The organism is Ruegeria sp. YTSA219 (assembly GCF_059609985.1).
On record NZ_JBXWMT010000003.1, the window covers coordinates 238,334 to 258,720 of the forward strand.

The following is a 20,387-nucleotide window of genomic DNA, read 5'->3' on the forward strand; positions in this document are numbered from 1 at the left end:
ATGACCACATCAGAACAAACCTGCACCCTATCGGATCGGACCTGTGCCCCTTGTTCCGGCGGCATTCCAGCTTTGAACCGTGATGCGGCAAGCGCGCATCTGGCCCAGTTGACCTCCGATTGGTCGCTGGATGCGGATGCAAAAACTCTCAGCCGTCATTTCAAATTCAAAGGCTTTGCCAAGGCGACCTATCTGGCAAACCTTTGCGCCTGGCTGGCCGATCAGCAAGGGCATCATCCCGACATTAGATTTGGATGGGGATATGTGGATGTTCAGCTGATGACCCACGAAATTGACGGCCTTAGTGAGAATGATTTCATCTGGGCGGCCAAGTTGGATCAGTTAGTCGTCTGAGGCCAGTTTCCAGACAGGAAAAACAGCTTGCTTTATTGACTCATGCTGCACCGGCACAATAGGAGGGGTCGGTCGGCGGCAAACGAAAGCCGACGCTGTTTTCCCGATGGAGCTTGAAGAAAATGTCTGAACTGCGTGAAACCGCGATGTCGTCCAAGGCTTGGCCTTTTGAAGAGGCGCGCCGGTTGCTCAAACGCTATCAGAAAGGGGCTCCGGACAAGGGGTATGTGTTGTTCGAGACGGGCTATGGCCCGTCCGGCTTGCCGCATATCGGGACATTTGGCGAGGTGGCGCGGACCACCATGGTCAAGCGTGCGTTTGAGGCGCTGTCGGATATTCCGACCAAGCTGATCTGTTTCTCGGACGATCTGGACGGTATGCGCAAAGTTCCCGGCAACGTGCCGAATCCCGAAGCGCTTGAAGAGCATTTGCAGCGTCCTCTGACTTCGGTCCCTGATCCGTTCGGCGAATACCCAAGCTTTGGCGAATACAACAACGCAATGTTACGCCGGTTCCTCGACACTTTTGGGTTCGAGTATGATTTCTATTCGGCGCGCGACTTTTATCGCTCGGGTCAGTTTGACGAGATTCTGAAGCGGGCGGTCGACAACTATGATGCCGTAATGGCCATCATGTTGAAAAGCCTGCGAGAAGAGCGGCAGCAGACCTATTCGATCTTCCTGCCGATCCACCCCGAAACGGGTCGGGTTCTGTACGTGCCGATGAAAAAGGTCTGCGCCGAGACCTATACCGTCACCTTTGATGACGACGACGGCAAGGAATGGACGCTGCCGGTCACGGGTGGCAACGTAAAGCTGCAGTGGAAGCCGGATTTCGGTGCGCGCTGGGCCGCGCTGGGCGTTGATTTTGAAATGTATGGCAAGGAACATGCAACCAACGAAAAGATCTATGACGCGATCTGCCGGGCGTTGGGTGGCCGTGCGCCAGAGCATTTCAGTTATGAGCTGTTTTTGGATGAGAACGGTCAGAAGATTTCGAAATCTTCGGGCAATGGCGTCTCGATCGACGAATGGCTGACCTATGCACCGACTGAGAGTCTTGCGTATTTTATGTATCAAAAGCCCAAGACCGCCAAGCGGATGCATTTTGATGTGATCCCCAAGGCCTATGATGAATATCATCAGCAACTGCGGGCCTATCCGGGGCAGGAGCTGAAGGCGCAGTTGAACAATCCGGTGTGGCATATCCACGGCGGGGAGGTTCCTGAATCGACCCTGATGGTGCCGTTTGCGATGCTGTTGAATCTGGCGTCGGTTTCGGGGGCTGAAGACAAAGAGGCGCTGTGGGGGTTCATCCGCCGCTATGCGCCTGAGGCCACGGCTGAGACGCATCCTGATCTGGATCAGGCGGCGGGCTTTGCGGTCCGCTACTTTAACGATTTCGTCAAGCCCACCCGCCAGCACCGGGCGCCGACGGATCAAGAGCGCGAAGCGCTGGAGGCGTTGAAAGCAGAGCTGGCGGCATATGACGGACCGATCGAGGATGAGGCGTTGCAATCGGTGGTTTACTCTGTCGGGCGCGAGCGGTTTGACCCTATGCGGGGTTGGTTCACCGCGCTGTATGAAGTGCTGTTGGGCGCATCCCAGGGGCCGCGATTTGGCGGGTTCATCGCGCTTTATGGCGTGCCGGAAACCATTGCGCTGATCGACAAGGCGCTGGCCGGAGAGCTGGTCTGATTTGACCTGATCGCGCGTGGGGCTATCCTTCGATCAGGAGGTGGCCCCATGCGTCGTTTATTGCTTGCTGTATCTTTGAGTGCCGGACTGGCATCCGGAGCCATTGCCCAAAACGCCGAGATCGAGGCGAATATCGCGGGGCAGATACAGGCGTTCAAGGCGGATGATTTCGCAACCGCCTTTACATTTGCCAGCCCCACTATCCAGCGCCTTTTCGGAACGCCTGAGAATTTCGGGGTGATGGTCCGGCGTGGCTATCCGATGGTCTGGCGGCCTGCGGACGTGCGGTTTCTGGAACTTCGCGAAATTTCAGGGGCGTTGTGGCAGAAGGTGATGATCACGGATGGCGACGGGCAGGTTCACATTCTGGACTACGAGATGATCCCTCAGGGACGGGGCTGGAAAATCAACGGCGTGCAGCTTTTGGGAAATTCGGATCCGGCGGCCTAGCGCAACACCACCGTCACGGTGATATGAGCGGCGGTTAATTCCTTTTCGATACTCAGGCTTTTGCGTTCGGGGCCGACCCCGAACACTGGGTTTATGCGCGTGGTGATTGGCCGCTGCGCGAATGGGAAAGGGATTTCTATGAACAAGGCAATCACCGACGGCATCGTGTTCATGCCGCCTGCTTTCGCAAACGGTCTGAACGTATGGTCAAGTGGTGACGGAACACCGGGTTCGCCAACCTATCATGGATCGGGGAATGGTATATTTGTTCCGGCAGATGCGGATTTTGGCGGATGTCTGGAAATTCTGAAGGTGAACGCAACACAACAGCTGCGCTATATGGGTCAGACACCGCTGCTGCCCGGGTGCTACTTACAGATCAAAGCCCGGATAAAAGCGATTAGCGGCCCCTTGCCCGAGGTTCGTATCGCCGCCTGGGCGGGCGGGGCAGGTGATGTTCAGGTGCCGGGCGTGGTCAAACAGGGCCCGGCAACACAGCTGTCCGGGTACGGCACCGTGCATGAAATCACTGCGATTGTGGGCGCGGGGCAACGGACGGGTGTGGATATGCCTTGGGGTGTTTCCACCCTGTACGGGCATTTCGGGCTGGATATTGAAGGCACCAACGGCGCTGTGGTCCGGATCGACGATATCGAGATTACGGATGTCACCAATGTGTTCCTGCGCGACATGATCTCTCTGGTCGATATCCGTGATTTCGGGGCGGTCGGTGATGGTGTAGCCGATGACACAGCAGCGTTTGTCGCCGCTGATCAGGCAGCGAATGGACGACGTGTCTTTGTCTCGGATGGCACCTACCTGTTGACGGAAAACACGACGATCTCGTCTGAGATTGAATTTGAGGGCATGGTCACAATGCCCGATGACAAGATGCTCTTGCTGACGAAGAACTTTAACCTGCCGGCCTATATCACGGCCTTCGGCGCCGAGGACCTGGCATTCAAAAAGGCCTTTCAGGCTTTGCTGAACAACTCGGATCATGAATCGCTGGATCTGGGCGGGCGCAAGATTTCGGTGAGTGAGCCGATTGACATGGCAGCGGCGGTTCCGAACAAACAAACAGGGTTTTCGACACGCCGGATCATCCGCAATGGCCAGTTCGATGTTCAAAGCAGTTCGGCCTGGGGCACCGAGACATTCACATCTCTGGCAACCTACAGCCCGTCGGACCCAACGCGTTTGACCAATGTTGCGAATGTTGCCAACATTCCTGTCGGCGCGCTGGTGCAGGGCAGCGGCGTTGGCCGCGAGATCTATGTCCGGTCCAAGGATGAAGGGGCGGGAGAGATCACTTTGAACGCGCCGATCTATAACGCATCCGGGACGCAGACATTTACCTTTTTGTCTTTCAAATATCTGCTTGATTTCAGCGGTTTCAGCACGTTGCGCAAGTTCGGAATGGAAGAGATCGAGTTTCAATGCAATGGCCGCTGTAGCGCAATTCGCCTTGCGCCGTCAGGCAGCACATTTGCCATAACGAACTGTTTTATCAGCCGACCTTTGGATCGCGGTATCACCTCGATCGGTACAGGGTGTCAGGGCATGTTGGTCGATAATTGTCAGTTCCTGTCTTCTGAAGAGTCCTTTGACGTCTCGGATCGCAAGTCGATTGCGTTGAACTCAACGGCCAATGACATCAAGTTGCGCCACAATCGCGCGGTTCGTTTCCTGCATTTTGCGGTGCTGGCAGGGACCAACAACATGGTCTTAGGCAACCATTTTTTCCAGGGAGACAGCATCACTCAGGGGGTGCGCTCGGCCGGTTTGGTCATGATCGGAACTTACAACAGCTCGACCATCGCCGAGAACTATGTCGATAACTGTTTTGTCGAATGGACAAATGAGCGGGATTCGGACCCTGTTTACACCGCTGGCTTCTCATTCAGCGCCATGAGCATTACCGACAATATCTTCTACTCGAACGAGGTCGCGCCCTGGTTCAGCAGCATTGTCATTCGTCCCTATGGCGCCGGGCATTTCCTGAACGGCGTCGTCGTGACGGGAAACAAATTCCGGTCCATCAACGGAGGGATCGACCGGGCCGAACGCGTGGACACGACATTCGCTGATCTGAACAACACAGCCCATTTGAACGTGACGTTTGAAAACAATACGTTCCATGGTGTGACTGCTAAAACCGCAAATCCACTGAGGGTACGGCACGCACAGAACACAGCTGCAACGGCGTGGACGGTATCTTCTGAGGACCGGTTGCCCTTTGGTGGCAAGGCGCGCAGTTGTGACTCGGTTACCGTTCTGGGACCTTTGAAGACAGCGCTTGGGTCAACCAAATATTCGCACCCCTATGTCCTGCTGGAGCACGGGGTGGATGGATCTGATATCCAGTTACGCTGGCCTGAGGGTCTGAAGGGCGAGGTTTCAGCAATCCTGAGGATGGAGCGCTGACGGTGCGGGCGTCTGCCGGAATTAATGTAGGAACGGATTGGACTTAGAATTCGTTCCACAAAGCCAGTTTGATGCCCGTGTTTTTGCGGGCATCATTTCTTTCCACCCCCAGAACCCAGGTAGTAGAACTGTCTTTGGTTCGGATCATGACCGAGGGGCGTGCCTTCCAATATATCGAGTGCCCAGACCTGTAGGCCGTTTCGATTTGGATTAGGGGATTGATCAACCTGTCCGATGAAAGCCCTGTTGTCAGGTCGAGCTTTCGATAGATGTCATCATGTGTTCGGTTTTCGATGGCGGCATCAATCGCGATCCAACCGCTTCCCAAGGCGCTCTGGAATCCTTTGCCGTAAGACAGCGTCACTTTGTACTGTGCCCAGGCCCGTTCATGTTTGTGATATGCACCGGCACCAAATTCAGCAGCGAACCGACCCCATTGGCCCAAATCCGCTACTGGGACACGGGCAAAGATGAGTGCATGGCCATAGAGGTCTTGGTTTTGTTCGAAATCAAAGCCGACCGTCAGGTTCTGGCTGTATCCCCATTCCGCATAGAGAGAGGTTTTATAGTCGTACCCATCCTCAGGGAGCCGAAAAGCTGTCAGTGAGGCGGCTGTGAATGCTGCATCCTTTTCTCGCAGCCATGCACCTGACCAGGCAGGAGAGGCCATCAGCAACAGGTGCAATATCAGGGCAATGCGATACATGCTTGCAGCTTCCGTCAGCATGGTTAACGGAGTGTTAGTGTTTTGTTTATTTTTCGAATTGAAAAGAGCGCGCCTAGGCCAAAAGGAAACACAAGACCTTTCAGAATCCTGTGTTAGGTTTGAGACAGACAAGGGAGTTTCAAGATGCCAAAGATTTCCAAAAACGCTACTGTGCAGACCGTAATCACAACATTTGAAATGACGCCTGGCACCTGCCAGGATCTGCTTGAGGCGTTGACGGATGCCTATGCCAGCTTCATCTCAAAGCAACCTGGATTTGTTGCAGCGGGATTGCACGTGAACGACGCCCAGACCCGGATTGCCAATTATTCGCAATGGGAGCGTCGCGAGGATTTTCTGGCCATGCTGCGTACGTCAGAAATGCGTGATAGAAACCGTAAAATCAACGAGTTGTGCAAGAGTTTTGAGCCCGTCATGTACGATGTTGCGGAAACCTTCAACTGATCCTGACCTGGATCAAGGTCACGCGTCTGGTAATCGACCAGTATACTTGAGCAACCAAGGAGGCGCGTGCCATGTATCACAATATTCTTGTACCAATATCATTCGACGACGCGCGTGATATGCCGTCCGCATTGAAACTGGCGCAACTGTTGGCGGCACCCGAGTCACAGGTCACGCTGCTGCACGTGGTCGAACATATACCGGCCTATGCCAGCGCTTATATGCCGGTCGGGTATCTGGACGATGCGCGCAAGGCCGTTCAGGCCGAGTTGGATGCGCTGGCGGAAAATATTTCGGGCGCCCGCGGAGTCGTTGTCGAGGGGCATTCCGGTCGGACGATCCTTGACTGGGCCGACGTGAATAAGCCGGATCTGATCATCATCGCGTCTCATCGACCAGGTATGCAGGATTTGCTTTTGGGCTCCACCGCTACCCATGTTGTCCGCCACGCTGCATGCTCAGTGCACGTGGTGCGTTAGGTCTCTGCCAGATCACAAGCGAGCAGCCAAGAAATTGGACGGTCTGTCTTGTTTGCTTGGCCCAGGTTCGTAGAGCGTCCTGCATCGTGACAGAGTTTCACAGATATGTTTGTCCCTTAGGTATCGGCATCCCACGGATACTGGTGTATTGATCGGGAATGCAGCCAGAAAAGACCACTCCCAAGGCGCTGTTCACGGATCCGAAATCGGCCAAACGTGTTCAACGCGCCGAAGCTCTGCGCCGGCGCGCATTGTCACCGGTGCGGATTCTGCTGATGGTCCTCATGTTGCCGCTGACGACAGGCATCATTGCCCTGAGCGTCTGGTTGCGCACTTCAGAATTCGAGCGTGATGAGGCGGTTTTACATCTTGTTGCCCTTGCCGGATGTGGTGCTGCGCTCTCGGTTCTTCCTGGTCCGTTTCTGGAGGGCGAGCCGGGCTATCACCTGCAAAACGATCCCGATCAGGATGGTGTGGCCTGTGGGGTGATTGCCCCGAATGCAGAACAAAGCGCTGCCCCTCAAAAACGCGTTGGCAATGCCAAATTCGTGAGGCCCTGACAGGTGGGTAAGGACTTCGGAACAAAGAGGCTGAGCCGATGACGCGAGCAGAGTTCAACAGTTTCTGCGCGGGCCTGAAGGTCAGCTCTCATGTGGTTCAATGGGGCAACGCAGACGTGTGGAAAGTGGGGGGCAAGGTATTTGCGATCTGCGGCTGGAACGACGGTCAGGACGCCTTCACCTTCAAAGCCACTGAACTGGCCTTTGAGGTGCTGAGCGACGAACCCGGAATTCGCCCTGCGCCATATCTGGCCTCGCGCGGGATGAAATGGCTGCAGGTCTATGAGGACCGCGGGATGAGCGACACGTCGCTGCGCGAGCATATCGTGACGTCCTATGATCTGGTCGTGGCCAAGCTGACCAAGAAGATGCGGGCGGAACTGGGCGTATAGGAATGGGTCATTCCTTCCGCCACCCAGCCCATTTCACCTTTACTCACTTGCGCCAATAGTTGTTCGCTGCCGCCACAGTCTGGTAATTTGTCGCCACGACATGCGACACCATAGTCAGGCTGTCCGCATCGTTTTCGTAGATCGGCCTCAGGCGCTGACGAATCTCGTCATTGGGCTGCGTCTTCTTAACCGCCATCCGTGATAGTTTGATTGCCAGGTCAAATCCCTCCTCGGGTGTCTCGGTGATGAGCGTTGGTAGCCAGGACATGCGTTGCCTCCTATATCGTGCGCAATAATATCGAGTACGATATAAACTGCCTTGTGGGCGTGGGTCAATGAATTATATCGTGCACGATATAAGCGAGCGAAGGTGCTGCCGTGACAGATTCTCCGACCCAACCGAAGACCGACGAGATGTTTTGCCATGCGGTCTATACGTCATGGCATGTGATCAACCGCGCTTATAAGAGACACCTCGGCCCGCTAGGGCTGACCTATCCGCAATACATCACCCTGACTCTGCTGTGGCAGAGAGACCGGCGAAATGTCAGTGAGTTGGCCAACGCGTTGTCGATGGAAACCAGCACGCTGACCCCGCTGCTGAAACGCCTTGAGGCCGACGGGCTTGTCGACCGAACCCGTAGCAAAGAGGACGAACGCCAGGTTGTTGTTTCTCTGACAGGGGCGGGATCGGCATTACGGTCTGTGGCGCATGAGATCACCGCCTGCATGATCGCCGATACCGGGCTGGACGAACCTGACTTAGACCGCCTTTTGAATACGCTGGAGAAGCTGAAAGCCGGCTTGTCACAGGCCGGCAGTTAGCACAGGCCGCAGACACGGTGAACAGCGCTTTGGTAGTTCAGGATCGGTCTGGCTGCGGCTGTGGAATCACAATATGTGATTCAGATGTCGAGCCTTCCGCGCTGGGCAGCAACTCTGGCGTGTCAGTGGCCCAAATACAGTGAGGCGTATGGTTGAAAATGGCCGCAAATCACGCGTATCAATGTGAGATTTCGGGCTGCCGTGCTAGGTTGCGTGCGGCGGGGTCGTTCTGACCGCGTCACATGGCGATATCGCCGGACGAGGGAGGAAGATCATGTTTGCACGTATTACTCAATTCAAGATGAAGCCCGGCACGCGCGAGGCGGCGACGGCGAAAATGAACGCATTGAAATCAGAAATCATGGGCATGCCCGGCATGCACAGCTTTACCAATGTGATGAACGAGGACGGGTCGGGCTATGTGATCTCGGTCGTTGAAAGCGAGGCGACCTCGAACGCAAACGCACCCAAAGTGGCCGAGCTATGGGGCCATTTCGCCGAGTTCATGGAAAGCCCGCCAACGCCGGTTGGGTATGATGTGATTGCCCATTGGGATAAGGGGTAAGGTATCGGGCGGGATATTCCCGCCCTTTTTTTGCAAAAGAACCTGTGCCAGATCCTCGGCCAGCACCACACGGGTGCCGCGCACCCGGTGAATGGCGCTTTGGTACTCATGGGTACTGGGCAGGGTGTGGGAGGTTGTCATGGCAACAGGTTGGGATCACAATTCGTGATTTCAAACGTGGAGGAGAGGGCGCTAGGCTGTAAGTTTGAAGTGCGGGTACCTTGAATTGCGAACGTGTTGGGTAGTGCTTTCACCCATATTTGGTTGGCAATCCGAAAAAATGGGAGCGAGCAATAGACGAAATTCGCAGTGCTCGACTGATAGACTAGAGAGCGGGTGCGTAAGACTCCAATAGATTGATATCTACAGATCGCTTGCACAGGTAAAGTAGTATCCGCATAGTTCATACGCGCAGCTTGGAATCAGTATACGTGGAACTTCAAAGGAAGCATCTGATGATTGGGCTGATAACCCTGATTAAAGAATTCTGTGTCTTTAACTCTGGCGCTCTAAAAGTGCTGGTTTGCTTGAGCCCAGGTGTCGTTTGGAAATTTGTGTACCCTGAAATCTATTATTCGTCTGGGTGGTCAGGATATGCCGACTTTAGCATTTTGATTCTAATGCCGTTGATGGTAATTTTCATGATTTGGGAATTTATCAAGCACAAGCGCCAACCTGCATAAATTGGTGCAAGAACCAAGTAACTTGGTCGTGCGCGAAGGGAACGTGCGTCGGTAGTTTCAGAAAAGTTAACTTTTGCGAGACTGAAGCAATGAGAGTGAATAGGTACGCGGGCGCGATATGGAAGGTTCGCAAATAGATATCTTCTCAGCCTACCTCTTCCGCCGCTTCACATTCCCGCCCCGCTGCCCTGGTCTCCCAGCCGTTGACCGGCCCTTCGATTTCACCGCGTCTTCCGAGGCTTTCTCGACCGCCCATTGGCGCGCCATGGGGTCGTCGGCGATGGCAAGATCGACCGCTTCCAGGCGTTTGATCTCGTCCCTAATATTGGCGGCCTCTTCGAATTCCAGGTTCTCGGCAGCTTTGCGCATCTTGTCGCGCAGCCCGTCCAGATGCGCCTCAAGATTCGCGCCGTGCATCGGTTTGTCGATGGTGGCGGTGACGCGGTTCATGTCGACGTCGCCCTTGTAGAGACCGGCCAGAACATCCTCGACGTTTTTCTTCACCGTTGCTGGGGTGATGCCGTGTTCCTCGTTATAGGCGATCTGCTTGGCGCGGCGGCGATCGGTTTCGTTCAGCGCGCGCTCCATGGAACCGGTGATCTTGTCGGCATACATGATCACCCGCCCGTCGGCGTTGCGCGCGGCGCGGCCAATGGTCTGAACCAGTGAGGTTTCCGAGCGCAGGAAGCCTTCTTTGTCGGCGTCCAGAATGGCGACCAGCCCACATTCGGGGATGTCGAGCCCCTCACGCAGCAGGTTGATGCCGATCAGCACGTCAAACGCGCCCAGACGCAGGTCACGCAGAATCTCGATGCGTTCCAGCGTGTCGATGTCGGAGTGCATGTAACGGACCCTGATGCCCTGTTCGTGCATGTATTCAGTCAGGTCCTCGGCCATGCGTTTGGTCAACGTTGTGACCAGCGTGCGATAGCCATCGGCGGCGACCTTGCGCACCTCGTCCAGCAGATCGTCGACCTGCATGCCGACAGGGCGGATTTCGACCTCGGGATCCAGCAGGCCTGTGGGGCGGATCACCTGTTCGGTGAAAACGCCGCCGGTCTGTTCGATCTCCCACTTGGCAGGCGTGGCCGAGACGAACACGGATTGCGGGCGCATGGCGTCCCATTCCTCGAACTTGAGGGGGCGGTTATCCATGCAGGATGGCAGGCGGAACCCGTGTTCGGCCAGGGTAAATTTGCGCCGATAGTCGCCCCGGTACATGCCGCCGATCTGCGGCACGCTGACGTGGGATTCGTCGGCAAAGACGATGGCGTTGTCGGGGATGAATTCGAACAGCGTCGGGGGCGGCTCGCCCGGCGCGCGACCGGTCAGATAGCGCGAGTAGTTTTCGATTCCGTTACAGACGCCGGTGGCCTCCAACATCTCCAGATCGAAATTCGTGCGTTGTTCCAGACGTTGCGCTTCCAGCAGTTTGCCCTCTCCGACCAGTTGATCCAGTCGGATGCGGAGTTCCTTCTTGATGCCGATGATCGCCTGGTTCATCGTTGGCTTCGGCGTCACGTAGTGCGAGTTGGCGTAAACCCGCACCTGTTCCATATTCGCGGCGCGTTCACCGGTCAGCGGGTCGAACTCGGTGATGGTTTCCAATTCCTCACCGAAGAACGAGAATTTCCAAGCGCGATCTTCAAGGTGGGCGGGCCAGATTTCCAGGCTGTCACCCCGCACCCGGAACGAGCCCCGTTGGAATGCCTGATCATTTCGGCGGTATTGCTGGGCGACCAGATCGGCCATGATCTGGCGCTGGTTGTATTCGCCGCCAACCTTCAAGTCCTGCGTCATCGCCCCATAGGTTTCGACCGAGCCGATACCGTAGATGCACGACACTGAGGCGACGATGATCACGTCATCGCGTTCCAATAGCGCCCGCGTGGCCGAGTGGCGCATCCGGTCGATCTGTTCGTTGATCTGGGATTCTTTCTCGATATAGGTGTCGCTGCGCGCGACATAGGCCTCGGGTTGGTAGTAGTCGTAGTAAGACACGAAATACTCGACCGAGTTTTCCGGGAAGAAACCTTTGAACTCACCATAGAGCTGCGCCGCCAGTGTCTTGTTGGGCGCAAGGATGATGGCGGGTCGCTGGGTTTCCTCGATCACTTTGGCCATTGTGAAGGTCTTGCCCGTCCCGGTCGCGCCCAGCAGGACCTGTTCTCTTTCGCCGTCGAAGATACCGTTGGTCAGCTCTTTGATCGCGGTGGGCTGGTCGCCTGCCGGTGAGAACTCGGTATGCATGACGAATTCTTTACCGCCTTCCAGTTTCAGGCGGGCGCGGACGTCATCAGCAGTCAGCTGAGTCTTGTCGGAATGGGCGTAAGGCATGGGCAGGCTCCGGGTCAGGCCCCTACATTTGTTCTTATTTTGTCCAACTGCAAGACCTGATCCGATCTAGAAACGGCAGTTTCAGTAATACGCAAACCGATGATCCGGTATTTGATCCGAACGCACCTTTTCTTCAAGCGCTTTCAGGTTGTCACCCAGGACACGCCCCATCATCGCTTTCAGCACAGTCTGCCCCATCAGCCATCCCAATGGACCAAACTTCATTTGATAATCCATGCTCCAGACTACTCTGGATTGGTTGTTGGCAAGGGGTTCAACGGCGATTGCTGCATGTGCTTGGGTCAGAGGCTTTGCAGACATCTCAGACAAGCGGACACGGTAGCCCCGGTTGATTTGCCAATCCGTGACTTCTTCTACCAGAGACGTCCCATTTTCAAAATGGCATCGTCGTTTCGATCCCACCCCATCCGCACCTTGTGTTAGCGCATCTACTGATGTCACCTGCGGGGCGAAATCGTCGATATGCATAAACCGGCTCAAAATGGCCCAGATATCTTCGGGTCGGGTATCAATGTCGAGGCTGCGTTCGTGGTGGATCATCTTGCTGTCCTTGTTGTGGCGTTTGAATGATTATACCATTCCCCTAATGACAGTTTTCGTCATCAGAACATCCTTGTCCTCCGCGACATTTGCCACCTTGTCCCAGGCCTCGCTCTGACGCATAAACAACTTCAGCCAAGTGAGTACGGAGAGGCGACATGCGCGCACGGATCTACCAGCCTTCGCGGAATGCGATGACATCGGGTACGGCCAAGACCCGGCATTGGGTGTTGGAATATGCCCCAGCATCCACGCGCGAGGTTGATCCGTTGATGGGCTGGACGTCTTCCAGTGACACCCAGACCCAGGTGCGTCTGAATTTCGACACCAAGGAAGAGGCGCTGGATTACGCCAAGGACAACGGTATCGACGCACAGGTCAGTGAACCGCATAAACGCAAGCCGAACCTGCGCGCCCGCGGTTATGGCGAGAATTTTGCCACCGATCGGCGCGCACCCTGGACGCATTAAATGATCGACATTCGCGAGGCTGACCCAACCTCCGACGCATTGCGCCCGGTGGTCGAGGCGCATTTTGCCCATAGCGAAACCGCCGGGCCAGCCGAGAGCAATCACACGATGGATGCCAGTGCCTTGGCCGGGCCCGGAATGCGGTTCTGGGCTTTGTATGAGGGTAACAAGGTGCTGGGCTGCGGCGCGCTCAAGGCGCTGCCGGATGGGACCGCCGAAGTCAAATCCGTGCATATCCTTGCCACCGCACGTGGCCGCGGTCTGGCGCGAGTGATGATGACCCATCTTGCTGATCACGCACGGGTCGAAGGGACCTCGGCGCTGGTTCTTGAGACGGGCGCCGATCATCTGTCCTACTACGACGCCGCGCGCAGGCTGTATGAAGCGCTAGGCTATTCCTATTGCGGCCCGATCTACGGCTATGAGGCCGACCCCAACAGCGCCTTCATGCGATTGGATCTAAAGCCCGCAGAATAGGCCGGTTGTTAGGCACTACCTTCGTTCAGCAATGCCACGACCTGTTGCGATTCGAGCCTTTGCCGCGTTGCGCCAGGTATCTGGACGAACAGAAAGCGGCCCGTTGGGCAGGTGTATTCGCTTGCAGACTTAAGAGCGCCGCTTGCCAGGGCATCCTCAAGCAAACATAGATGCCCCATCAGGATACCCGCACCTGCCTTCGCTTCTTCCACGGCAAGGCTGTACAGAGAGAACTGCGGCCCGGTCTGCGCATCCTGTAGTTCAATTCCCGTGTTCTGTGACCAGATTGTCCAATCGTCGTTCCAGGTCTGGTCATGCAGAAGGACGGCGTCGCCAAAGTGGTTCATACGTTCAATCTGGCTAGGCGCGCCGACCGGAGAGATGAGATCGGGGCAGATGCAAATCTGCTCGGGCTCAGCATCGGGTTCGCCAATGAATATGGCCAGATCGAACAATTCCCGATCAAGACTGGGTGGATTTTCCATCGCGGTCACCGAAAAATTGATATGCGGAAACTGCGCCCTGACCCGGCTTAGCCGTTTTGGTAGCCAAAGCTGCGCAACAGATGGCAAGGCGGCGATATGAAAATCGGCGTTGGGTTTGAGGTTGCGGAGGGCACGCGCCGCCTCGGCCAACCCGTCGAACGCCGCAGAGAATTCAGCCACCAGCGAAGCCCCGGCCTTGGTCAGTTCCACCCCCTGCGCGTTGCGCCGAAACAACGCGGTACCTGCCCAGCCCTCCAGTGTCTTGATGTGCTGCGAAATCGCTCCGGGCGTGACGCTCAATTCCTCAGCGGCGGCGACAAAGCTGACATGACGTGCGGCAGCTTCAAAGGCGCGCATTGCATTCAGCGGGGGCCCTTTCGGGCGTTTGGGCATGACACTCATTTCAAGCCTTAGTTTTTCTACGCCAAGAAATAGCAAATCTGCTTTGCGCTGTCACGGAATGGCTGCCACCATGCTGCAAAACGGAGGACGTCCAATGACGCTTGCACAACGAGATTGGGTGCCGAGCACCAGTGAAACCCTGATTCAGGACATAGCGGCCACGACGGCGTCCGCAACGTCTGCCGATCTGCTGGCCCGTATCGAGCAGCTGGCCGAGCAGAACCGAGTGATCCATGAGGAAGAGTGCTTTAACCTCAACCCTGCGACCAATGTGATGAACCCGAAAGCCGAAGCGCTATTATCCTCTGGCATCGGGTCGCGCCCCTCTTTGGGGTATCCCGGCGACAAATACGAAATGGGACTGGAAGCGATCGAGGAAATCGAAGTGATCGCGGCCCAGCTTTGCGCGGATGTGTTCGATGCCAAATTCGCCGAGGTTCGTGTGCCTTCTGGTGCGATTGCCAACTTCTATGGCTTTATGGCCACATGCAAACCGGGCGACACAATCATTGCGCCGCCCGCATCCATTGGCGGGCATGTGACTCATCATGTCGATGGCTGCGCCGGCTTATACGACTTGCGCACCATAGAGGCCCCGGTGAATGCCGATGGCTATACCGTTGATCTGGACCAACTGCGGGCGCTGGCACGAGCCGAGCGGCCCAAGCTGATTACGATTGGTGGCAGCCTGAACCTGTTCGAGCATCCCGTGTCCGAAGTGCGGTCCATCGCCGATGAGGTCGGGGCCAAGGTCATGTTCGATGCGGCCCATCAATGCGGCATTATTGCCGGGCGCGCCTGGTCCAACCCGCTGGCCGAGGGCGCGCATTTCATGACGATGAGCACCTATAAAAGCCTTGGTGGCCCTGCAGGTGGGCTGATCGTTTCGAATGATGCAGAAATCGCCAAAACGCTGGACGCTATCGCCTTTCCCGGCATGACGGCCAATTTTGATGCGGCGAAAACTGCCGCGCTTGCGTTCACGATGCTGGACTGGAAAGACTTTGGCGCGGCCTATGCGAAAGAGATGATCGCCATGGCGCAGGCATTGGCTGCGGCTTTGGATGCACAAAATGTGCCTGTGTTCGCTGGGGCCGAGGGCTTTACCAACTCTCACCAGTTCGCTGTGCTGGCCGAGCCATTCGGGGGCGGGCAAGCGGCCTCAAAAACCTTACGCCAAGCTGGGTTCCTTGCCTGCGGCATCGGTCTGCCCGTGGCGGCGGTTGAGGGTGATATGAACGGTCTGCGGATTGGCACGCCCGAGCTTGTCCGTTGGGGGATGACCGCAGGCGATTCGGATCGTCTGGCGGGGTTGATCAAACAAGGTCTGCAAGGCGCGCCGATTGCCTCCGAGGTTTCAGCCTGGAGACGCGCGTTCAATACGCTGTGCTTTGTCCATTAGATCACCGTTTCCAAAAGCAACCGGTGCGCACGGTGTTTGGTAATCGTTCAATCCCGGCCTTCACAAATGAATGGCCGGGATCTGTTCCGCTTGATCCAAACTTAGTTTCCCAGAATTCCAGGCAGGCGCAGCCCGTGTTCACGGGCGCAATCCTTGGCCAGGTCATAACCCGCATCGGCGTGACGCCACACGCCCGAGGCAGGGTCGTTCCACAAAACGCGCTCCAGGCGTTTGGCAGCATCATCGGTGCCGTCGGCGCAGATCACCACACCCGCATGCTGGGAAAAGCCCATGCCAACGCCGCCGCCATGGTGCAGAGATACCCAAGTCGCGCCCGAGGCGGTGTTGACCAGTGCATTTAGCAGAGGCCAGTCCGAGACCGCGTCAGACCCGTCCTTCATCGCTTCGGTCTCGCGGTTGGGCGAGGCGACTGAACCGGAATCCAGATGGTCACGACCAATGACCACCGGCGCGCTTAGCTCGCCCGCTCTGACCATCTCGTTAAACGCCAGACCCAGGCGATGTCGGTCACCCAGACCAACCCAGCAGATACGCGCAGGAAGGCCTTGGAATGCGATCCGTTCGCGCGCCATATCCAGCCAGTTGTGCAGATGCGTGTTATCGGGCAGCAGTTCTTTGACCTTTTGATCGGTCTTGTAGATGTCCTCGGGGTCCCCCGACAAGGCCGCCCAGCGGAACGGGCCAATGCCACGGCAGAATAGCGGACGGATATAGGCAGGCACAAAGCCCGGGAAGGCGAAGGCGTCTTCCAGACCTTCCTCAAGCGCCATTTGCCGGATGTTGTTGCCATAGTCGACGGTTGGAACACCGTCATTGTGAAAGGCGACCATCGCCGCGACCTGTACTTTCATCGAGGCGCGGGCTGCCTTTTCGACCTCTTTCGGGGCGGTTTCAGCCTTGGCGCGCCACTCGGCCACGGTCCAGCCCTGCGGCAGGTATCCGTTGATCGGGTCATGCGCGCTAGTCTGATCGGTGACGATGTCGGGCTTGACGCCGCGCTTGTGTATTTCGGGGAAGATATCGGCGGCGTTTCCGATCAGCGCCACGGATTTGGCTTCGCCCGCTTTGGTCCAACGCTCGATCATATCCAGCGCCTCGTCCAGGCTGTGGGTTTTCTCGTCGACATAGCGCGTGCGCAGTCGGAAATCGGCGGATTTCTCGTCGCACTCCACGGCCAGACAGCAGGCACCCGCCATCACAGCAGCCAGTGGCTGAGCACCGCCCATACCACCCAGACCCCCGGTCAGGATCCAACGGCCTTTCAGACTGCCACCATAGTGCTGGCGTCCTGCTTCCATGAAGGTCTCATAGGTGCCTTGGACGATGCCCTGCGACCCGATGTAAATCCAGGAACCCGCAGTCATCTGGCCATACATCGCCAGACCTTTCTTATCCAACTCGTTGAAGTGATCCCAATTCGCCCAATGCGGCACCAGGTTCGAGTTGGCAATCAGCACGCGCGGTGCGTCCTTGTGGGTTTTCACGATGGCGACGGGCTTTCCCGACTGCACGACCAGGGTTTCGTCCGCTTCCAGATCTTTCAGGCTGTCGACGATCAGGTCGAAATCCTTCCAGGTTCGCGCGGCCCGGCCAATGCCGCCATATACTACCAGCTCGTGCGGGTTTTCTGCCACGTCAGGATGCAGGTTGTTCATCAGCATCCGCAGTGGTGCTTCGGTCAGCCAGCTTTTGGCATTCAGTTCGGTCCCGGTTGGCGGATAGATGTCCCGGCTGTTCTTACGAGGATCGCTCATCGGTCATTCCCTTCAGATTGGATAGAGCCCGACAGGGCAAGGGCATTGAAGTTTTCAATCATGTGTCTCGGCTGCGGTCGCGCGCCATCATGGCAAAGGCCGCCATCAGGTAAGGCCCGGCAAAGAGGCGTTCAGCGCGTTCAGCAACGCACCCGACGCGACCAATTCCTTTGCCGCTTTCAGATCGGGCGCCATATAGCGATCCTCTTGCAGGCTCGAAACATCCTCGCGCAGCCGTGCGATGGCCTGTTGCAGCAACGGGCTCGTCTGGAGGGGGGCGCGGAATTCGATGCCACGCGCGGCGCAGAGCAGCTCGACCCCAAGGATATGGTTGAGGTTTTCGACCATGCGGGACAGCCGCCGCGCACCATGCGCTGCCATCGAGACGTGATCTTCCTGATTGGCGGAGGTGGGTGTTGAATCGGTGACACAAGGGTTGGCCAGATGCTTGTTCTCGCTCATCAAAGCGGCTGTCGTCACCTCGGCGATCATCAGGCCGGAATTCAATCCGGGTTCAGGTGTCAGGAAGGGCGGAAGATCGAAGCTGAGCGTTGGATCGACCATCAGAGCAATACGGCGTTGACTGATCGTGCCAATCTCGGACAATGCCAGCGCAATCATGTCAGCAGCGAACCCAACGGGTTCCGCGTGAAAATTACCACCGGACACGATCATATCCGCTTCGGTCAGCACAAGTGGGTTGTCTGTTGCAGCATTCGCTTCGATCAAAAGGGTTTGTGCGGCCTGTCGCAGGACATCCATCGCCGCACCAGTCACCTGCGGCTGACAGCGGATGCAATAGGGATCCTGAACACGTGTATCATCATCCCGGTGGCTTTCTCGAATTTCGGATTGCGCCAGTATCTCACGCATCGAACCTGCCGCTTCGATCTGGCCACGATGTCCTCGTAGCGCATGGATTTCGGGCTGCAGCGGAGCGGTTGATCCCATGATGGCATCGGTGGACATGGCCGAGATGACCAGCGCATTGCGCACAGCACGCCAGACTTCGAACAAACCGGCAAGCGCATAGGCCGTTGAAAACTGAGTGCCATTGATAAAGGCCAAACCTTCCTTGGGGCCAAGCTCGATCGGGGACAGGCCAGCCTTTGCAAGCGCCTCGGCACCCGGAAGAATTTCGCCTTTATATTCCGCCTCTCCCTCACCGATCACTACTGCGGTCATATGTGAAAGAGGTGCCAGGTCGCCTGACGCGCCAACCGATCCCTGATTCGGAACAACAGGGGTGACGCCTTTTTCCAGCATGCCTTGCATAAGTTCGACCAGTTGCCAGCGGACGCCAGATGCGCCACGGCCAAAACTCAATAGCTTAAGAGACATCATAAGCCGAACCATCCGGCGGGGCATCGCGTTTCCTACGCCGCAGCAATGGCTGAGGATCAGGTTTCGCTGCAAAGTGGCGGTGTCTTCAGATTTGATCTTGAGGCTGGCCAATTTGCCAAAACCCGTGTTGACGCCATAAACCGGTACATCACCCGCAGCGGCGATAGCGATCCGTTTCGCGGCCGCCTCGACCGCAGGACGACACGTCGGATCAAGTATGACCGAGGCTTCATCCCGATAGATGGTTTCAAGCTGAGGCAGAGTAGCCTGCCCGGGTGCCAGAGTGAGAGTTGTCACGCTTGACCTCCAAAGATGCGTTTGTGAAGCGGGTTGAACCCGATACGATAAGAAAGCTCGGCCGGACGGCCCACATTCCAGACCGCCAGATCGGCCCGCTGACCCGCGGCGATCATACCGCGATCACTCAAACCAAGGGCACGAGCTGCGTTACAGGTTACGCCCGCAAGTGTTTCCTCTGGCGTCATGCGGAACAGGGTGCAGCCCATATTCATGGTCAGAAGAAGAGATGTCAGGGGGGATGATCCCGGATTGCAATCGGTTGCCAGTGCCATTGGGACATCGTGTTTGCGCAGCAGCTCAATCGGAGGCTGACGCGTTTCACGCAGAGTATAGAACGCACCGGGCAGGATTACGCCCGCTGTTCCCGCCTGGGCCATGGTGATCACGCCGTCTTCGTCAAGATACTCGATATGATCCGCAGACAATGCGCCATAGGAGGCGGCAAGCTGCGCCCCGCCCAGATTAGAAAGCTGCTCGGCATGCAGTTTAACCGGAAGGCCAAGCGCTGCGGCGGCGTCAAAGACACGGGCGATCTGTTTGGGCTGAAAGGCGATCCCTTCGCAGAATCCGTCAACCGCATCGACCAGCCCTTCTACATGGGCGGCCCGCAAGGTCGGAATGACGACCTCGTCGATATAGGCGTCATCGCGCCCCTTGTACTCTGGCGGAGTCGCGTGGGCGCCCAGATATGTGGTTTGAACAGAAACCGGGCGACGTTTTCCAATTTCGCGCGCGGCGCGCAGCATGTTCAGCTCTGTCTGTTGTTCTAGCCCATAGCCGGACTTGATTTCGATAGTGGTCATGCCCTCTTGGGTCATCGCGTCGACGCGGGGCAAGGCACTTTCTATCAGCTCTTCCAGGCTGGCGGCCCGTGTCGCTTGAACGGTTGCGTTAATACCGCCTCCGGCGCGCGCAACCTGTTCATAGCTTGCACCATTCAGGCGCATTTCAAACTCTTGGGCGCGGTCGCCGCCAAATACAACATGGGTGTGGCAGTCGATCAAACCGGGCGTCACAAGGCGTCCGTTCAGATCCTCGGCCTCAAGCTCGGTATATTCATCGGGCAGATCGCGTCTGGGTCCGACCCATTCGATGAATTCACCTGATATTACGATGATGCCATCCTCGATTAGCCCATAAGGGCCCTGCTGGCTGGCTTGTGTTGCAATTTTTGCGCCACGAAGGGTTGTTTTACCAGTCATGAGAATCTGATCCCAAGTTGCAATGCTTC

Annotated in this window: 22 protein-coding genes; 13 read left to right on the plus strand and 9 right to left on the minus strand. The window is 56.7% G+C overall.

What is annotated here, in order from left to right:
• The 3 genes from AC2FFB_RS06710 to AC2FFB_RS06720 all read left to right on the plus strand — a co-directional run bounded on the left by AC2FFB_RS06710 (position 1) and on the right by AC2FFB_RS06720 (position 2,501).
• Positions 1-354 (plus strand): 4a-hydroxytetrahydrobiopterin dehydratase, encoded by a 354-nt coding sequence (locus AC2FFB_RS06710; RefSeq protein ID WP_496693612.1) that lies wholly within the window; start codon positions 1-3, stop codon positions 352-354.
• A 122-nt stretch (positions 355-476) separates the two neighbouring features.
• The gene (locus AC2FFB_RS06715; protein ID WP_281972498.1) at positions 477-2,051 is read left to right on the plus strand and encodes a lysine--tRNA ligase; all 1,575 of its coding nucleotides are present in this window, start codon (positions 477-479) and stop codon (positions 2,049-2,051) included.
• A gap of 48 nt (positions 2,052-2,099) precedes the next feature.
• Positions 2,100-2,501 carry a DUF4864 domain-containing protein gene (locus AC2FFB_RS06720; RefSeq protein ID WP_496693613.1) on the plus strand — a complete coding sequence of 134 codons (402 nt, stop codon included), beginning with the start codon at positions 2,100-2,102 and terminating at the stop codon, positions 2,499-2,501.
• Here the strand turns inward: AC2FFB_RS06720 and AC2FFB_RS06725 are convergent.
• On the minus strand, positions 2,498-2,674 hold the full coding sequence (locus tag AC2FFB_RS06725; protein ID WP_496693614.1) for a hypothetical protein: 177 nt from the start codon (positions 2,672-2,674) through the stop codon (positions 2,498-2,500). The two genes, AC2FFB_RS06720 and AC2FFB_RS06725, sit on opposite strands and share 4 nt — an antisense overlap.
• Here AC2FFB_RS06725 and AC2FFB_RS06730 point away from each other — a divergent pair.
• Complete coding sequence (locus AC2FFB_RS06730; protein WP_496693615.1) at positions 2,640-4,928, plus strand: glycosyl hydrolase family 28-related protein; 2,289 nt, start codon at positions 2,640-2,642, stop codon at positions 4,926-4,928. The two genes, AC2FFB_RS06725 and AC2FFB_RS06730, sit on opposite strands and share 35 nt — an antisense overlap.
• A gap of 43 nt (positions 4,929-4,971) precedes the next feature.
• Here AC2FFB_RS06730 and AC2FFB_RS06735 read toward each other — a convergent pair whose 3' ends face one another.
• Complete coding sequence (locus tag AC2FFB_RS06735; RefSeq protein ID WP_246097186.1) at positions 4,972-5,655, minus strand: hypothetical protein; 684 nt, start codon at positions 5,653-5,655, stop codon at positions 4,972-4,974.
• A 123-nt stretch (positions 5,656-5,778) separates the two neighbouring features.
• On the opposite strand from AC2FFB_RS06735, the gene AC2FFB_RS06740 reads away from it, so the two are divergent.
• The 4 genes from AC2FFB_RS06740 to AC2FFB_RS06755 all read left to right on the plus strand — a co-directional run bounded on the left by AC2FFB_RS06740 (position 5,779) and on the right by AC2FFB_RS06755 (position 7,530).
• Positions 5,779-6,099 carry an antibiotic biosynthesis monooxygenase family protein gene (locus tag AC2FFB_RS06740; RefSeq protein WP_142635654.1) on the plus strand — a complete coding sequence of 107 codons (321 nt, stop codon included), beginning with the start codon at positions 5,779-5,781 and terminating at the stop codon, positions 6,097-6,099.
• 71 nt (positions 6,100-6,170) lie between these two features.
• Positions 6,171-6,578: a universal stress protein gene (locus tag AC2FFB_RS06745; RefSeq protein ID WP_281972496.1), complete on the plus strand. Its 408-nt coding sequence runs from the start codon at positions 6,171-6,173 to the stop codon at positions 6,576-6,578.
• Between the two features lie 158 nt (positions 6,579-6,736).
• Positions 6,737-7,138: an excalibur calcium-binding domain-containing protein gene (locus AC2FFB_RS06750; protein WP_246097187.1), complete on the plus strand. Its 402-nt coding sequence runs from the start codon at positions 6,737-6,739 to the stop codon at positions 7,136-7,138.
• Between the two features lie 38 nt (positions 7,139-7,176).
• Positions 7,177-7,530: an MmcQ/YjbR family DNA-binding protein gene (locus tag AC2FFB_RS06755; protein WP_496874683.1), complete on the plus strand. Its 354-nt coding sequence runs from the start codon at positions 7,177-7,179 to the stop codon at positions 7,528-7,530.
• A 43-nt stretch (positions 7,531-7,573) separates the two neighbouring features.
• Here AC2FFB_RS06755 and AC2FFB_RS06760 read toward each other — a convergent pair whose 3' ends face one another.
• Positions 7,574-7,798 carry a hexameric tyrosine-coordinated heme protein gene (locus tag AC2FFB_RS06760; RefSeq protein WP_142635660.1) on the minus strand — a complete coding sequence of 75 codons (225 nt, stop codon included), beginning with the start codon at positions 7,796-7,798 and terminating at the stop codon, positions 7,574-7,576.
• Positions 7,799-7,908: 110 nt separating this feature from the next.
• Between AC2FFB_RS06760 and AC2FFB_RS06765 the strand changes: the two genes are divergently transcribed.
• Both AC2FFB_RS06765 and AC2FFB_RS06770 read left to right on the plus strand, forming a co-directional pair.
• Positions 7,909-8,355: a MarR family winged helix-turn-helix transcriptional regulator gene (locus AC2FFB_RS06765; protein ID WP_496696318.1), complete on the plus strand. Its 447-nt coding sequence runs from the start codon at positions 7,909-7,911 to the stop codon at positions 8,353-8,355.
• Between the two features lie 274 nt (positions 8,356-8,629).
• Positions 8,630-8,920, plus strand: a complete 291-nt coding sequence (locus tag AC2FFB_RS06770; protein ID WP_142635662.1) for an antibiotic biosynthesis monooxygenase family protein — start codon at positions 8,630-8,632, stop codon at positions 8,918-8,920.
• Positions 8,921-9,753: 833 nt separating this feature from the next.
• On the opposite strand, the gene uvrB is transcribed toward AC2FFB_RS06770, so the two are convergent.
• Together uvrB and AC2FFB_RS06780 are read right to left on the minus strand one after the other, a co-directional pair.
• Positions 9,754-11,940 carry an excinuclease ABC subunit UvrB gene (gene uvrB, locus AC2FFB_RS06775; protein WP_496676451.1) on the minus strand — a complete coding sequence of 729 codons (2,187 nt, stop codon included), beginning with the start codon at positions 11,938-11,940 and terminating at the stop codon, positions 9,754-9,756.
• Between the two features lie 81 nt (positions 11,941-12,021).
• Entirely contained in the window at positions 12,022-12,501 is a 480-nt protein-coding gene (locus AC2FFB_RS06780; RefSeq protein WP_496874684.1) for an SRPBCC family protein, read from the minus strand.
• Positions 12,502-12,659: 158 nt separating this feature from the next.
• On the opposite strand from AC2FFB_RS06780, the gene AC2FFB_RS06785 reads away from it, so the two are divergent.
• Together AC2FFB_RS06785 and AC2FFB_RS06790 are read left to right on the plus strand one after the other, a co-directional pair.
• Positions 12,660-12,971, plus strand: a complete 312-nt coding sequence (locus tag AC2FFB_RS06785; protein WP_142635668.1) for an ETC complex I subunit — start codon at positions 12,660-12,662, stop codon at positions 12,969-12,971.
• Positions 12,972-13,448: a GNAT family N-acetyltransferase gene (locus AC2FFB_RS06790; RefSeq protein ID WP_142635670.1), complete on the plus strand. Its 477-nt coding sequence runs from the start codon at positions 12,972-12,974 to the stop codon at positions 13,446-13,448.
• Positions 13,449-13,456: 8 nt separating this feature from the next.
• Here AC2FFB_RS06790 and AC2FFB_RS06795 read toward each other — a convergent pair whose 3' ends face one another.
• Positions 13,457-14,326: a LysR family transcriptional regulator gene (locus AC2FFB_RS06795; RefSeq protein ID WP_496874685.1), complete on the minus strand. Its 870-nt coding sequence runs from the start codon at positions 14,324-14,326 to the stop codon at positions 13,457-13,459.
• Positions 14,327-14,429: 103 nt separating this feature from the next.
• Here AC2FFB_RS06795 and glyA point away from each other — a divergent pair, with 103 nt between their 5' ends.
• Entirely contained in the window at positions 14,430-15,737 is a 1,308-nt protein-coding gene (glyA, locus tag AC2FFB_RS06800; RefSeq protein WP_496874686.1) for a serine hydroxymethyltransferase, read from the plus strand.
• 101 nt (positions 15,738-15,838) lie between these two features.
• Here glyA and hutU read toward each other — a convergent pair whose 3' ends face one another.
• The 3 genes from hutU to hutI all read right to left on the minus strand — a co-directional run bounded on the left by hutU (position 15,839) and on the right by hutI (position 20,358).
• Positions 15,839-17,512: a urocanate hydratase gene (gene hutU, locus AC2FFB_RS06805; RefSeq protein ID WP_496874687.1), complete on the minus strand. Its 1,674-nt coding sequence runs from the start codon at positions 17,510-17,512 to the stop codon at positions 15,839-15,841.
• A gap of 105 nt (positions 17,513-17,617) precedes the next feature.
• Positions 17,618-19,153 (minus strand): histidine ammonia-lyase, encoded by a 1,536-nt coding sequence (gene hutH, locus AC2FFB_RS06810; RefSeq protein ID WP_496874688.1) that lies wholly within the window; start codon positions 19,151-19,153, stop codon positions 17,618-17,620.
• Positions 19,150-20,358, minus strand: a complete 1,209-nt coding sequence (hutI, locus tag AC2FFB_RS06815; protein ID WP_496693625.1) for an imidazolonepropionase — start codon at positions 20,356-20,358, stop codon at positions 19,150-19,152. Before hutI ends, hutH begins: the two co-directional genes overlap by 4 nt.
• Positions 20,359-20,387 lie beyond the last annotated feature (29 nt).

Coding starts and splice junctions, on each gene's coding strand:
- AC2FFB_RS06750 (WP_246097187.1), top strand. CDS start 6,737: ATGCAGCCAGAAAAGACCACTCCCAAGGCGCTGTTCACGGATCCGAAA.
- AC2FFB_RS06740 (WP_142635654.1), top strand. CDS start 5,779: ATGCCAAAGATTTCCAAAAACGCTACTGTGCAGACCGTAATCACAACA.
- hutI (WP_496693625.1), bottom strand. CDS start 20,358: ATGACTGGTAAAACAACCCTTCGTGGCGCAAAAATTGCAACACAAGCC.
- glyA (WP_496874686.1), top strand. CDS start 14,430: ATGACGCTTGCACAACGAGATTGGGTGCCGAGCACCAGTGAAACCCTG.
- AC2FFB_RS06710 (WP_496693612.1), top strand. CDS start 1: ATGACCACATCAGAACAAACCTGCACCCTATCGGATCGGACCTGTGCC.
- AC2FFB_RS06770 (WP_142635662.1), top strand. CDS start 8,630: ATGTTTGCACGTATTACTCAATTCAAGATGAAGCCCGGCACGCGCGAG.
- AC2FFB_RS06790 (WP_142635670.1), top strand. CDS start 12,972: ATGATCGACATTCGCGAGGCTGACCCAACCTCCGACGCATTGCGCCCG.
- AC2FFB_RS06785 (WP_142635668.1), top strand. CDS start 12,660: ATGCGCGCACGGATCTACCAGCCTTCGCGGAATGCGATGACATCGGGT.
- AC2FFB_RS06745 (WP_281972496.1), top strand. CDS start 6,171: ATGTATCACAATATTCTTGTACCAATATCATTCGACGACGCGCGTGAT.
- AC2FFB_RS06780 (WP_496874684.1), bottom strand. CDS start 12,501: ATGATCCACCACGAACGCAGCCTCGACATTGATACCCGACCCGAAGAT.
- AC2FFB_RS06795 (WP_496874685.1), bottom strand. CDS start 14,326: ATGCCCAAACGCCCGAAAGGGCCCCCGCTGAATGCAATGCGCGCCTTT.
- AC2FFB_RS06760 (WP_142635660.1), bottom strand. CDS start 7,798: ATGTCCTGGCTACCAACGCTCATCACCGAGACACCCGAGGAGGGATTT.
- AC2FFB_RS06755 (WP_496874683.1), top strand. CDS start 7,177: ATGACGCGAGCAGAGTTCAACAGTTTCTGCGCGGGCCTGAAGGTCAGC.
- hutU (WP_496874687.1), bottom strand. CDS start 17,512: ATGAGCGATCCTCGTAAGAACAGCCGGGACATCTATCCGCCAACCGGG.
- AC2FFB_RS06720 (WP_496693613.1), top strand. CDS start 2,100: ATGCGTCGTTTATTGCTTGCTGTATCTTTGAGTGCCGGACTGGCATCC.
- uvrB (WP_496676451.1), bottom strand. CDS start 11,940: ATGCCTTACGCCCATTCCGACAAGACTCAGCTGACTGCTGATGACGTC.
- AC2FFB_RS06725 (WP_496693614.1), bottom strand. CDS start 2,674: ATGAACACGATGCCGTCGGTGATTGCCTTGTTCATAGAAATCCCTTTC.
- AC2FFB_RS06735 (WP_246097186.1), bottom strand. CDS start 5,655: ATGCTGACGGAAGCTGCAAGCATGTATCGCATTGCCCTGATATTGCAC.
- AC2FFB_RS06730 (WP_496693615.1), top strand. CDS start 2,640: ATGAACAAGGCAATCACCGACGGCATCGTGTTCATGCCGCCTGCTTTC.
- AC2FFB_RS06715 (WP_281972498.1), top strand. CDS start 477: ATGTCTGAACTGCGTGAAACCGCGATGTCGTCCAAGGCTTGGCCTTTT.